The following is a 14,616-nucleotide window of genomic DNA, read 5'->3' as shown; positions in this document are numbered from 1 at the left end:
TGTTATTTTAATACAAATAGTTTTTACGATGCGGGGTGAAATTAATACATAGAAACGAGGGAATGAATTGAAATATGGTTCTACACTTTTTCATCTTCCAAAAAGAAATATATTAATTTCTAGCATTATAAGTAGTATGGTGACATTATTAGTAATAACTATGCTGTTTATGATTTTAAAGGTTTTTAATTTAGACATGATGAAAGATCATTTAAATCAAAAGCTTGTTTTAAGTGTTATGATGATTTTCATATGGGGCATAACATTTTATATTACTCATTTCAATAAAAAAGAGATGTCTATATGTAAGGCATCCCTGAGAGTGCATTTTATATTATTTTTGCTAGCTCATACAGTAGCATTATTTTATATTGTCATGCAAGTTAATATGATTTTCATAGAGACAATGAATTGGATTTACTTTTATAATATGCAGTTTATATTAAGTTTTGTAGTAATTTATGCAATATATATTCTTGTATATAATTTAATAGGTAAGGTTTTTCTAAGTATGGTTTTAACGAGCTGTACGTTAGTCATTTTAGGTATTGTGAATTATTTAAAGCTTATTTTCAGAGGCGATCCGTTATATCCTTCTGATTTCACACAAATTACGCATATGCAATCTGTTATACCGATGGTGATGGACTATTTTAGCTGGAGCTATATTTTTGTCATTATCTTAAGTATCGTAGCTTGTATTGTTGCAGGGATATATATGAGAAGCAATATTCAAAATGTAAAGATTCATCTAGGAATAAGAGCCTTATTAGTAGTAGGATCTATTTTTGTTCTATATGCGTACGGTAATTTTGCGAATACATTTATGAATAAAGTATTTCAAAAATCAGGTGTAGATTTTGTTTTGTGGAATCAAAATGAGAACTATGCTTCAAATGGTTTTGTACTTGGGTTTATTAGCAATTTAGATACAACAGTTATGGAAAAACCAAAAAATTATTCTAAAGAAAATATGCTTCAAATAGCAAACGATATAAAAAAACAATATAGTGGAAATATAGGGAGCCAAAAGAAAAAAGAGAAACCGAATATTATTTTTGTAATGAGTGAATCGTTTTGGGATCCGACGAAAGTAACTAACCTTTCTTTTAGTGAAGATCCTGTACCAAATTTACATCATTATATAGAAAACTTTCCTGGTGGACAAACTATTTCTCCTACATTTGGGGGAAATACGGCGAACGTTGAATTTGAGGCATTAACAAGTTATTCAATGAGTTTGTTAAAGCCAGGTTCTATACCATATCAGCAGGTTATTACAAATAAGAAAGAAATTCCATCAATCCCTACGGCGTTGAAAAAAGAAGGTTATTATACAAGTGCAATTCATTCATTTGGTCGCACATTCTTTAAACGTGACGATGTATATAAGGTGTTAGGATTTGATAAGTTTAATGCAGAGGACACGATGGAAAATGTGGATATTGATGGAGATTATATTAGTGATTTAGCGATGAGTAAAGAGATAATTGCTGAGTTAGAGGAACAAAAACAGCCAACATTTATTCATGCAGTTACGATGCAAAATCATTTTCCATTTACAGAAGGCCGATTTGGTGAAAACCTAATAGAAATTAGCGGTCTAGAAAATGAAGAATCAAAGGGAGAATTAGAGACGTATACAGAAGGATTAAGACGTTCAGATGAGGCCCTTCAATATTTAATAGAGCAACTAGATAATTTAGATAGACCTACATTATTAGTATTCTTTGGAGATCATCTTCCATCATTAGGAACAAATAAATCTTTTTATAAAGAAAATGGGTATATAACGAATGAAAAAACACCGAGCGAACGTTTAGCGATGGCGCAAACGCCGCTATTAATGTATGCAAACTTTGATATGCCAAATGATAATTTAGGTTTAGTAAGCCCAATTCATTTTTCTAATCTTATTTTTGATTATGCAGGATTAAATAAATCCTTATTTTATCAATTTTTATCGGAACTTTACAAGGAAATACCAGTGCTTAGAGATGAATTAAAAGTTGATAAAAATGGAGAAGTAATCAATGATTTAACAAAGAAACAAAAAGAAATGTTAGAGCAATATAAAATGCTTCAATATGATTTACTCGTTGGAAATCAATATAGTAAAGATATCCTCTTTAAATAAAAGAAACAAAAAGAACTTGTATAACGATACAAGTTCTTTTTTCATAGTATTTAACGGGGTAACCAGACAAGCTGGGTTTAGGGAGTATTACTTGTACATTTAGTATATATGAAAATATAATCGTTTTATTTGTGTATTTGTGAGAAATGTGTGAATTTTATGTTTTATAAAAAACGATTATGTTAACTTTCATTCTTATATTGCAGTTGTTATGTTTGTAAAAATTTTATCAGTTCTTTATTTAATTCATCCGCTTGATCGATTGGTGAACCATGACCACTATTTGTAAGAGCATGTAACTGAGAATTTTTAATTCGTTGTTGCGTAAGTTCAGCACTTTTGTAAGGAATTAGTTGGTCGTGAACGCCGTGGAAGATTTTTGTTGGGACGTTAATTTTATTTAAATCTTTCGTTACATCTTCATTTGCAGCTGCTTGTAAAATTTTGATAAGGGCATAAGAAGCGGACTGCATACCGAGATAAGAAAACCATTCAAGGGTTGCAGCTCCTAAGTTTCTATTGAAAAAGGATAAAGATACATCATTTAAAAATTTTGGTAAATTAGCATACATTTGATTAATGAGAGCATCTGCTTGTTCTTTCGGTACACCGTAAGGGGACTCTTGATTTTTAACGAAAGAGGGAGAGACAGCGTCAATTAATGCGAGCTTAGAAATGCGGCGCCCATTATAGCGAGACATATATCGAATAGAAAGAGCACCACCAACTGAGAAACCGACTAATGTAGCGTTCTCTACTTGGAGTGCTTCTAGAACAATTGCGATATCATCGGCTAATCGATCATACGTGTAACCAGTCCATGGCTTATCAGATTGTCCATTCCCTCGTATATCCATGGCGATACAGCGAAAGCCATGCTCTGGTAAAACATTGAGTTGATATTGATACATTTGATGATTTAAAGGCCATCCGTGAACGAAGAAAACAGTCTTACTACCTGGACCAGGATTAACGTCTTGCACAAAAATATGCACATCTTTCTCGACAGTAACAAACATAAATTCCCCCCTATTTTATGAATATGCTCTATCCCAAAAGCGTTGTTTTGTCATAGCTTTAATAAATTCATTTGCTAGTCGCGTAGGGTCTTGTTCTATTAAAACACCAGGCTTTCCTTCGATATTTAAAGATTGAATAATAGAAGAGCCGTTTTGGAAGGAGCCAATCGGCTTAAAGTGATTATATGATTCTACGACAAATGAACTTGCTTTGTTAAGAAAATGATCATCCATCTTTCCGCCAATAAGAAGTAATCCATCATAAAGGAGTGGTGAGCCTGTTAAGAAAGTATCATTTACTTCCCACTGTCCATTTGGCGTTCCCTGCACTATGCCTAATCGTTCGGAAACGATCACTGGTTGAAGACCTACTTGTTTGAACTGATTTATTATATATTGTGCGCTTGGTCCATCATATCCATTTGCAACAATGACACCTACTCGTAATGTATTAGGACTAAAGGTTGTATTTGCCATACTTAGTGCTGGAGATGATTTTGTAACGTTGGATTCTTGCACATTTGGGACTTTTGCTCCGAGAGCTTCTGCAACTAAAGTAGCCAATTCTGTACTAATATGTCCAATCATATCCACGACTTGTTGGCGGACAGATTTACTTTTGACTTTTCCTAATTCAAAGGAGAAAGCCTGCATAATATGGATTTTTTCGACGTGACTCATACTATTCCAAAATAAACGAGCTTGAGAGAAGTGGTCTTTGAAGCTAGCAGCAGTTTCCCTTGTTTTATGACCAGATACAGTAGAAGGATATGTAACGAATCCCCCATTTGTTCCAGGTACAGTATAAGGAGAATTATTTGCTAAGGAATTGTTATGGTAGGCAACTTTTCCTTTGTCGATTATATATTTAGACGCACCATCTCTTTGGTTGTTATGAAATGGGCATATTGGACGGTTAATCGGTAGTTCTTGATAATTTGTACCAACGCGTGCTAATTGTGTGTCTGTATAAGAAAAGAGTCTACCTTGTAAGAGAGGGTCATTGGTAAAGTCAATACCACGGACGATACTTCCAGGGTGTAGTGCCACTTGTTCAGTTTCAGCAAATACATTATCTACATTGCGATTTAAGGTCATTTTCCCAATGATTTTAACGGGAAAATCTTCTTCAGGCCAAATTTTCGTTGCATCTAATATATCGAAGTCGTATTTAAATTCGTCCTCTTCTTCTAAAATTTGAATGCCAAGTTCGTACTCAGGATAGTTTCCAGCATTAATATTTTCCCACAAATCACGGCGATGGTAATCTGGGTCAGCACCACCTAGTTTTTGTGCTTCATCCCAAATTAACGAATGAACGCCAAGCTTTGGCTTCCAGTGGAATTTCACGAATCGTGACTTTCTATTTTTATTAACTAGACGAAATGTATGAACGCCAAATCCTTGCATCATTCGAAAGCTTCTTGGAATTGCACGATCGGACATAATCCACATCATCATTGCAGCTGATTCTTGATTGTTGGCGATGAAGTCCCAAAAAGTATCATGTGCTGTTTGACCCTGTGGAATTTCATTATGTGGCTCTGGTTTAAGGGCGTGAATAAGATCAGGAAATTTAATGCCATCTTGAATAAAGAAAATGGGAATATTATTTCCTACTAAATCAAAATTTCCTTCTTCTGTATAAAATTTAACGGCGAATCCTCTTACATCTCGATTCGTTTCATTTGCTCCTTTTGATCCAGCTACTTCAGAGAAACGAATAAAAAGCGGTGTTTTTTTTGAAGGGTCTTGTAGAAAGGGGGCCATTGTTAGCTCTTCTAAAGATTCATATAACTCAAAAATGCCATGTGCTCCGTATCCTCGTGCGTGAACGACTCGTTCTGGAATTCGTTCACGGTCAAAGTGAGAAAGTTTTTCTCGCATAAGGAAATCTTCTAGAAGGGTAGGGCCACGATCACTGGCAGTTAAAGAGTTTTCATCATTTGAAATTTTAACACCTGTATTTGTTGTCATCTCCTTTCCTTCATTTTCACGCGTGAAAGATTGGAGTTGTTCTGTCTTTTTATTTTTTTTGCCGTCCATAAAAAACACCTCCCATAATATACGTATTATTGTTTATGTTTTTTATGCTTGTATATAGCATGAAGATGTTGCGTCGTTGGGATGATTTTCCTCAAATGTTCGATTTATCTTTGTTTGTCTATGAAAATCATTTATTATAATAAATGGTATTCTTCGAGATATTATTTTGAAGGGGTGTTGAAGTGAAAGAAAGTTTTCTATCATATAAAGAAGAAGAAAAGAATGCAAAAATCCTTTTATGGGTGTTATATGTCATTGTTATTGTATATCAAATTTTCTATGCAATCGTATTAGACGATAAATCAATAATGGATAAGGGATACAACATAGTATGGCAAGTTATTTGCGGAGTAGCAATACTGTGCGTGAATATATATTTAATGAAAAAAGAGAAGGCAAACCTTGTTAAATATGCATGGATATTTGCATACATAGGGATAGAAATCGCTAATATATTTTCATATATTTTTTATAATAAGGCGGCGTTTGATGCGATAAATATAATAGAAATTATTCTCATTTTCTTTGTACCCATATTTTTAAATAAAAAATTTTATGTGATTTTACTTTCTTCTATTGTAGGAAAATATTTGATTTATTTATTTGTATTAGAGGAAGTAAAAGCATTTATGTATCTTATTATGTATACACTTATGCTAATTGCGGCGTATATCATTTTAAACCGATTTTTACAATATCTTTCAGCTGTAAAGGAAAGTATTGCGATTGCTAGTGAATCGCAAAAATTAGCAGTAATCGGAAAAATGGCAGCGACGGTTGGACATGAAATTAAAAATCCACTCGCTTCATTAAAAGGATTTACGCAATTACAACGAGAGAAGCATGAAGAGGATCCTATTTATAAACGTATGATTTTTGAAATAGAAAATATGAATAATATGATAAGTGAGTTAATGGAAGTTGCTACATGCAAACCTTCTATTTATAAGAAACATGATGTAGGAAAAATTGTATTACAAGTAATAACAAGTCTTCGCGAAAAAATGAATGAATTAAACGTGCAGTTTATTTCTAATGTGGAAGAAAAAACAATAGAAATTGAATGTGATGAACGAAAAATAAGAGGAGTCTTTTTATATACGATAAAAAATGCTTTAGAGGCAATGGAACAAGGTGGCATATTACATTTGCAATTAGAAGATAAAGGAAAAGAATATGTAATAATCAGTATAATCGATAATGGTCATGGTATTAAGCAAGAAAACTTAATTCGTGTTACAGAGCCCTTTTATACAACGAAACAGGATAAAATTGGTCTGGGACTTACGGTAGCGAATCGAATTGTCGCCGAGCACCTTGGTGAGCTGCATATTTCAAGTGAAAGAGATACTGGAACGAGAATAGACATCATTCTCCCAAAGAAGTGTGGAAATACTGAAATCGAAGTGGAAGAAAAGCTAGGAGTTACCATATGAATAAAGGCTATATATTTAAAAACGAAGAAATAAAGGCGCTGAAAGCATTTTTAAGTTTATTTTTCATTATATTTTTTGTATATGATCTTGCCTATGAATTTATCGTACCGTTAATCGGTGGAGAGCAAGAAGGTGTAGGAGAGTTTGAAGATGGTTTAGGTTTATGGCTTTACTTTTTGATGGTGGTATTGTTTTGCGTTGGGATATACTTTATGAAATGGAAGAATGCTTTTGCGGTAAAGTATATTATTCTAATTGGCTATAATGTATTAGATTTTATCCATAACATTATGATTTATTATGGTAGCGATGCAGAATTTGACGGTGGAAATATAGTAGAAGGATTTTTTATTTTGTTTGCACCAATCTTTGTGAATAAAAGATATTTCTGGTTAATTCCAGCGATACTTGTCGGAAAGTATGCTCTTACAGGAATCATTATTCAATCTTCTCTCGTTTTAATCCCAATGGCATTATATAGCGTATTTACTATCATATGTTGGATTATATTTTTGAGGGTTCAGTCTTATGTTCGGACGCTTGAGATGATGGACAAAGAAATAAAACAGACAGAAAAACTAGCAGCTGTTGGAAAGATGGCAACGGTTATTGGTTATAAGATTAGAAGACCTTTAGCAAACTTAAAAAAACTTGTGAATAAACAAGCAGACAAGCATCCAGAGGATAAAATTTATAGTGATATTATGAAACAAGAAGTAGATCGGATTCATATAATTGCTACAGAACTTAGTGGATTTGAGAAATCTAAATCACTAGAATCAGAAACTCATAACATACAAGAAATTATCTCTTATGTTATTCGAGTTATGGAAAAGCCTGCTTTAAAACAAGGAGTCTACATACAAGGTATTTACAGTAAAGACTTACCATCAATTACATGTGATGAAAAACGATTAAAACAGGTCTTTTTTAATTTAATTAAAAATGCAATTGAAGCAATGTCAGTTGGCGGAACAATTACGATTAAAGTTACTGTAAAAGATGGAATCATCATTCAAGTGAAAGATGAGGGATGCGGCATTCCGAAAGATAAAATTCCAAAGTTAAATGAAGCCTTTTATACAACGAAAGAAACAGGAACTGGTCTAGGTTTAGTAGTTACAGAAAAAATTATTAAAGACCACAACGGTAAAATGAGTTTTGAAAGTGAAGTTGGGGTTGGAACGACGGTTGAGGTTATGTTACCACTGCATTAAATAGAAAAAACATCACTTCCAAATAAGTGATGTTTTTCTATTTTATCTTGCTATTTGTGGATAGTAAAAATCTCATTTTATCGATAAAGAATGTATGATGTATTTCTAAGATCAAAATGTTTTTTTAGTTTTTATTATGGATTTTCCAGTAAAAAATTTAGACTATAAAAATTAATTGTTTTTTTCTAAAAAAACTATTTTCTTTTTTGGGTTTTAATGGTATATTCAAAACACGATAAATAAATACCTATTTTTGGCACACTATTCGAAAGGATAGGTCGCAAAGCTAAGAGTCTAAAGTAATGAAAATTACTATGATAGTCTGGTTGCAGTTTGGATTTTCACACATAGTTGTATGTATGAAAATCGAAGAGGCAACCGGATTTTTTATTGTCTTAAAAAGAAAAAATAAATGGGCACACTATTCGAAAGGATAGGTCGCAAAGCTAAGAGTCTAAGGTAATGAAAATTACTATGATAGTCTGGTTGCAGTTTGGATTTTTACACATAGTTGTATGTATGAAAATCGAAGAGGCAACCAGATTTTTTATTGTCTCAAAAAGAAAAAATAAATGGGCACACTGTTCGAAAGGATAGGTCGCAAAGCTAAGAGTCTAAGGTAATGAAAATTACTATGATAGTCTGGTTGCAGTTTGGATTTTCACACATGTTGTGATGTATGAAAATCGAAAAGGCAACCAGGCTTTTTATTTTCTAGGAATACACATTATGATTGTAAATTTAGCTGAATAATAAATTTAATGTTCGAAATATTCGGTTCATAAGAAGTGAGGGAGGGAAGTACATTGCAAAATCAAATAGGTAAATTTGGGCGTATACTTCTCGCTGGAGGAATATTATTTACGCAAGTTGGTGTGCTAGATTACTCTGCAACGAAAGTTTATGCGGTTACAAACGACGAGCAAGGACGTTTTATCGTTCATATGGATAAAGAAGAAATAAAAGTTGATGAAAATGTAGTATTAAAGATTACAAATACAAATAAACAAGATGCTAATATCGAGCTGAAATTATCTAATGAACAGCTGTTCAATGAAGCAGAAACGAAAAAAATGAACGAAAACAATAAAGCGATTCAAAACATTTCAGTAACAGAAGATCACATTGTAAAAATTGAAAAGAATGAACAAAGTAATTTTATCGGTGACGTATATGTAGTCATTCAAATGAAAAAAGCTGGAGAGTACAAATTTGAACCGATAGTGAAGTTTGAAGGGAATGAAAAGAAAATTGAATCTCCTTCTCTACATGTTGTAGAGAAAAAAGAGGCTTTAAATGTAGACATTTCTGATGAAAATCCAAAGGCTTCAGAGGAAGTTATGAAAAAAGAAATAAGTGAAAAAGTGAAAGTATCGGAAGAAAATAAAAAACAAGAAATAAATTCTACTAATGCTGAAGTTCCAAAAGAAACGAAGACTTTAGCGAAAGAAAAGGTTAATGAAGAACTCATACCAAAGGAAAATGAATTAAAAGAGAGCAATAGGATAAACGAAAATAATCAGGAATTACCTGCTATTCAAGCTGAGAAGGTATTAAAGAGCAAATCTCTACTAGCTGCTAGTCCTGTTACAAGTATTCTTAAATATCCAAATGTAAAGGTAATAAATAATAGAACAGGTGAAGGGCCTTCTATCTCGGGTAAATATGCTTTTAGATTTGTTTGGAGCCCACAAGTAACATATGAGGTAAAGGGTAGTAGCAATGACAGAACTGGTCAAAGTCAATATACATTTAGAAATTCAAATAGAGAACAGTACGTATTAGTAAAAAAAGCTGGTGAATATCAAGGGAAATGGATTGATGTCCGTATTAATATTCACTCTATGACAGCTTCATCTGTAGATGTTAAAACACCAATAACTAAAGGTGATGCAAAAAACTTTTTACAATTATATGGGAACGGAAGGTCAGGACAAACTTATAATGCTTCCTTTGAATTTTATGAACACGGAACAAGTAAAAAAGTACCATTAACGGCAATGTGGAATTTCAAAAGGATAAATAGTTATAAAAATGTAACGTTACGTAATGATGGTAGTCATTTAACGAATTTATACGTGTATGATACGAGTTCAATTAGGTATCAAGACAAAGGGAATAATAAAATCGAGTTTTCTGGAACAGCAGGTCCAGTAGCTACTCCAGAAGCAGATATGACAATTACATTTGATAATTTAACAGAATTACCGCTAGAAGTTAGATTAAATGCTTCAGGTGTTAATGTATCATACGACCAATTAGCGATTGCACAAATTGAAATTCCAGCTCCAAGTGTAATAGGAGATATTGTGGAAGATAATTCCCGTCAACTTTCTTATAAGGTATATCAAAATATGCCTGCTCAATCGAAAGAGATTCACTATGCGAAATCTTTTGTATTAGAAAGTGAAGTGAATAAGGATTTTACTGTGAATGATGTTTCCATTCAAGATGTGGAGAGTGGAGATGATGTAAGTAGCTTCTTTGATATTAGCAGGACAAACAATAAAGTCACTGCGGTTGCGAAAGTAAATGCGCTAAAAACAGAAGAATTCAACGGGAAAATTTATGAAATGACAATTACAGGTTCTCCTGTAAAAGGTGCTAATGTAATGAAATATTACAAAGATGGTTATCTTGAAATACCGGTGTCAGCTAAAAATTATTTAGATGGCGATAAGAATGGACAAGATAGTAATCGAGATGGAATCGCAAAAATAAGGTATAAAGGTATTCCAACTGGGAAACCAGTCCCACAAAAAGTAGTGCAAGGAACAGATTTAACAAAAATGGATATTTCTAAATTTGTGACAGATTTATCTGTAGATACGAATTTGGATGTAGATAAACCAATATCAGTAGTGAAGTTAATCAATATTCCAGATACCAAAACAATAGGGAATCATACTGTAACGGTTGTAATTGAAACGAAGCAAGGTGTACAAGCGGAGATTCAAGTGCCGGTTACTGTCGTTGATGGGACTTTAAAGTTAGTAGACGTACCAAAAGAAATTACATTTGGAGATTTAACAATTCCATCGAAAACAACGACATACGCACCGAAGACGATTTCAAATCCTTTAAAGGTAACCGATGATCGTGTTAAAAAGCAAAAATGGAGTGTATATGTAAAGGAAATCACACCATTAACTTCAGCACAAAATGACACATTGACAGGAGCATTGATTTACAAACGAAATGGAAAGGATACACCTTTAAGTACCTCTAGTATAGAAGCATTCTCGTATATTTCTAAAAACGACGAGGAGGTTTCACTAAATTGGAAGGAAAACGAAGGAATTCATTTACAAGTAAAACCAGGGCCGAATGTCAAAGCAAATACTAAATATGCTGGACAGCTAGAATGGACATTAACCGATGCTCCTCTCTAAAAATATATGAAATATATAAATTTTAGAAAGGAGAGAGTAATGAAAAAAATAGTTGGTATTATCGTTTCCACAGTTATATGTGTGCCGTTTCTTATGGCAAATGTAGTAACGGCTACAAGTACGAATTCAAAAGCGGGTATTACATTTTCGAATAGCTATACACCAAATACATCAACTGATCCGACAAAGATAAATACAAAAAAAGAGACAGTTGATAAAAATAAAAATGGAGATAAATATTTACCGAAAACAGGAGGCCAGACACGGGACTTCAAACAATATATAGGATTGTTTTCGATTGTTTTATCTCTATATGTATTCAAAAGAATTAGGGGAAAGCAAGTGTATTCAAAATAAAAAATAGATGAAAACAGAGAAAAGGGGAAGGTACATATGAAACTAGCAAAATTAGCATTAATCGGTGCAGTATCATTAACATCAGTTGCAGCAGTAGGAACTTCAGCATTTGCGGAAGAGAAAGCAAATATGAAATCAAAAACAGATGTAACGTTTATTGAAGATACAAGCACAACAGATCCAAACAATCCAGAAAATCCAAATGAAAAAGTTACACCAGAGAACCCTGGTGACCATGAAATAGGAACAAAAGGTCCATTAAGTATTAACTACGTTTCTAACTTACACTTCGGCGAGCAAGTTATCTCTGGTAATGATCAAACGTACTTTGCAAAATTGGATAAAGTGAAACAAGGGAGCAAAACAGTTGAAGTACCTAACTTCGTATCTGTAACAGATAACCGTGGTACAAATGCAGGATGGAAATTGAAAGTAAAGCAAAATGCACAATTTAAAAGTGGTAATAGTGAGTTAACAAATGCAGCTTTAAGCTTAAGTAACCCAGCTGTAAATTCTGTAACTGATGCACAATATGCACCTACAACATTTAAAAATAAAGTAACGCTAGCTCCAGGTGGAGATGCGGTGGAAATTACTACTGCCGCAAAGAATAAAGGTATGGGTGATTGGACGACTGCATTCGGTAAAGGAACAGAACAAGGTAAAAAGAGTGTGAGCTTATTCGTACCAGGTACGACAGCGAAAGAAAAAGGTGCGAAATATTCAGCTGAGTTAACTTGGACTTTAGAAGATACACCAAACTAAGCTTATACAAGATTTAAAATTAAGAATGACTGAATTTTAAAAATAATCATAAAGGGGTATAAAACTATGAAACTAGCAAAAATAGCATTAATTGGAGCGGTAACATTATCATCAGTATCAGTAGGAACGTCTGCATTTGCAGCTGAGAAAGATGGCGGGAAATTAGACTCAAAAGCATTCATTAAATTCGAGAAAAATACAGATAAAATTGATGTTGTTAATCCAGAGAATCCAGATGAAACTGTAGATCCAGTTGATCCAGATAAAAAAGGTACAGATGGTCCACTAAGTATTGATTATGTATCTAACTTCAACTTTAAAACACAAAAAGCATCAGGGAATAACGAAATCTACTTTGCAGAATTAGATAAAGTAAAGAAAAAAGTAGACGGTTCTGTAATTGACGTGCCGAACTACGTTCAAGTAACAGATAATCGTGGTACAAATGCTGGATGGCATTTAACAGTAAAACAAAATGGTCAATTCAAAACTGCAGATGATAAAGCGTTGGATGGCGCGGCATTAACATTAAAAAATTCAGCTTTGAAATCAAATGCAGGTAGCGACGCACCAACAGCAGAACAATCTATCACATTAAATCCAAGTGGTGCAGCATCTGATTTAATCGATGCAAAAGAAAACCAAGGTATGGGTACATGGGTAAATACGTTTGGTAAAGATGCAACAGAAGCGAAACAAAGCGTAGAGTTATCTGTACCAGGTAAAACGAAAAAAGAACAAACACAATACACAACTTCACTAACTTGGGAACTAACAGACGCTCCTATGTAAGTAAGAGGAATTTTAAGATAAAAGAGGAAAATGAGAAGAGATAAGGGAATGGCTTTAACCTTGTCTCTTTCTTGTCTATAAAATGGATATGAAGGGGATTACATAAGAGATGGTAAAAAAACTATTTACTAGCTTACTATTAATTACATTCTTCATGGTAAACGCTTTTTCAGTATATGCAGCTGAAATGAAATTCGCTGTGACAGCAGTTATACCAGAAAATCAAATTGATAAAAATCAAACGTATTTTGATTTGAAAATGCAACCTGGACAAAAGCAAACAATTCAAGTCCAAATGAAAAATGATACGAATAAAGAAGTTGTGGTAGAATCGTTTGCTAATACAGCAATTACGAATAGCAATGGTATTACAGATTATAGTACAGTAGAACCAAAAACGGATTCTACTTTGAAATATCCGTTTTCTAAAATTGCTAAAATGCCAAAAGAAACGAAAGTCCCAGCTAACAGCATAGTGACAGTTGATATAAACCTAGAAATGCCAAATGAGTCGTTTGATGGTGTTATTTTAGGTGGTTTATACTTTAAAGAAAAAGAAGATGAGAATGCAAAGAAAAAAGATGAAGGTGTGCAAATTGAAAATAAATATGCATACGCAATTGGTGTTGTTTTAAAAGAAACAGATGCTGAAGTAAAACCAGACATGAAATTAAACGAAGTAAAGCCAACACAAATTAACGGGCGTAACGTTGTTACTGCAAATTTACAAAACGTAAAGCCAGCAATGTTAAAAAATTTAAGTGTTGATGCAAAGGTATATAAAGAAAAAGGTACAGACATTTTATTTGAAGCGAAAAAAGAAAATTTAAGAATGGCGCCAAACTCAAACTTTGATTACGCTATTAGCTGGGAAAACAAAGCATTTGATCCAGGAACGTACCGAGTAGAAGTGAAAGCCACTGATGGCGATCAAAAATGGGAATGGACGAAGAAATTTACAATTGAAGGAAAGACAGCTGATAAGTTAAATGATACAGCGGTAGAAGCGAAAAAAGACTACACACTATATTACATTATCGGCGGAGTACTACTGTTAATTATATTATTAGTTCTTGTATTCTTCTTAGGTAGACGTTCTAAAAAAGAGGACGATAACGAAAAATAATATATTGATAGTGTAAAAAGAAATTAATGGATGTTTTACTACGAAAAATATATAATGGCTTTGTCTGTTATTTGTTGTAGTTCATTTATATTTCTATTTGTTGACCCGAATCTCGGGTCTTTTTTTATGAAATGAATTGCTATATGTTAGTAATTAGAAAAACAGAATATACAGCACTTGCAGTATGAATATAAAGAGCGGTTGTATCCTCTCACAAAAATAGGTTTCCAACTGTAATACTGGTAGCACCAGTAAAGTCGGTGCTACTAGTAGGTTCATTTTTCGGCACAACGAAAGCATTTACGTAGGTACATGTGCTTTCTCATTTA

The 14,616-nt window shown here is 33.2% G+C and carries 10 protein-coding genes and 3 riboswitches; of the genes, 8 read left to right on the top strand and 2 right to left on the bottom strand.

Features of this window, described 5'->3' with window-relative positions; all coding sequences use genetic code 11:
• The first annotated feature begins 67 nt into the window (after positions 1–67).
• Complete coding sequence (locus tag ACW0JX_RS23290; protein WP_459245107.1) at positions 68–2,137, top strand: LTA synthase family protein; 2,070 nt, start codon at positions 68–70, stop codon at positions 2,135–2,137.
• Between the two features lie 209 nt (positions 2,138–2,346).
• Here ACW0JX_RS23290 and ACW0JX_RS23285 read toward each other — a convergent pair whose 3' ends face one another.
• Positions 2,347–3,156, bottom strand: a complete 810-nt coding sequence (locus ACW0JX_RS23285) for an alpha/beta fold hydrolase (protein ID WP_000498279.1) — start codon at positions 3,154–3,156, stop codon at positions 2,347–2,349.
• A 15-nt stretch (positions 3,157–3,171) separates the two neighbouring features.
• Positions 3,172–5,202 carry a catalase gene (locus tag ACW0JX_RS23280; RefSeq protein ID WP_459245106.1) on the bottom strand — a complete coding sequence of 677 codons (2,031 nt, stop codon included), beginning with the start codon at positions 5,200–5,202 and terminating at the stop codon, positions 3,172–3,174.
• A 182-nt stretch (positions 5,203–5,384) separates the two neighbouring features.
• On the opposite strand from ACW0JX_RS23280, the gene ACW0JX_RS23275 reads away from it, so the two are divergent.
• The 7 genes from ACW0JX_RS23275 (at position 5,385) to ACW0JX_RS23245 (ending at position 14,287) form a co-directional block, all read left to right on the top strand.
• On the top strand, positions 5,385–6,638 hold the full coding sequence (locus ACW0JX_RS23275) for an ATP-binding protein (protein ID WP_459245105.1): 1,254 nt from the start codon (positions 5,385–5,387) through the stop codon (positions 6,636–6,638).
• On the top strand, positions 6,635–7,855 hold the full coding sequence (locus tag ACW0JX_RS23270) for an ATP-binding protein (protein WP_053563505.1): 1,221 nt from the start codon (positions 6,635–6,637) through the stop codon (positions 7,853–7,855). The genes ACW0JX_RS23275 and ACW0JX_RS23270 overlap by 4 nt, the downstream gene beginning before the upstream one ends.
• 245 nt (positions 7,856–8,100) lie before the next feature.
• A riboswitch (cyclic di-GMP riboswitch) is annotated at positions 8,101–8,189 on the top strand.
• Between the two features lie 71 nt (positions 8,190–8,260).
• A riboswitch (cyclic di-GMP riboswitch) is annotated at positions 8,261–8,349 on the top strand.
• A gap of 71 nt (positions 8,350–8,420) precedes the next feature.
• Positions 8,421–8,509, top strand: a riboswitch (cyclic di-GMP riboswitch).
• 152 nt (positions 8,510–8,661) lie between these two features.
• Positions 8,662–11,247, top strand: coding sequence for a WxL domain-containing protein (locus ACW0JX_RS23265; RefSeq protein WP_459245104.1), 2,586 nt, complete (start codon positions 8,662–8,664; stop codon positions 11,245–11,247).
• Positions 11,248–11,286: 39 nt separating this feature from the next.
• A complete protein-coding gene (locus ACW0JX_RS23260; protein WP_000724871.1) occupies positions 11,287–11,604 on the top strand; it encodes a hypothetical protein in 318 nt (105 codons plus the stop codon).
• A gap of 36 nt (positions 11,605–11,640) precedes the next feature.
• Positions 11,641–12,369: a WxL domain-containing protein gene (locus ACW0JX_RS23255; RefSeq protein WP_000761531.1), complete on the top strand. Its 729-nt coding sequence runs from the start codon at positions 11,641–11,643 to the stop codon at positions 12,367–12,369.
• A gap of 66 nt (positions 12,370–12,435) precedes the next feature.
• The gene (locus ACW0JX_RS23250; RefSeq protein WP_000761506.1) at positions 12,436–13,161 is read left to right on the top strand and encodes a WxL domain-containing protein; all 726 of its coding nucleotides are present in this window, start codon (positions 12,436–12,438) and stop codon (positions 13,159–13,161) included.
• A gap of 109 nt (positions 13,162–13,270) precedes the next feature.
• Positions 13,271–14,287, top strand: coding sequence for a DUF916 and DUF3324 domain-containing protein (locus ACW0JX_RS23245; protein ID WP_095690109.1), 1,017 nt, complete (start codon positions 13,271–13,273; stop codon positions 14,285–14,287).
• Positions 14,288–14,616: the final 329 nt, after the last annotated feature.

This window comes from Bacillus sp. C-3-6 (assembly GCF_054509685.1).
This window is presented reverse-complemented; position numbering and strand designations above follow the sequence as displayed.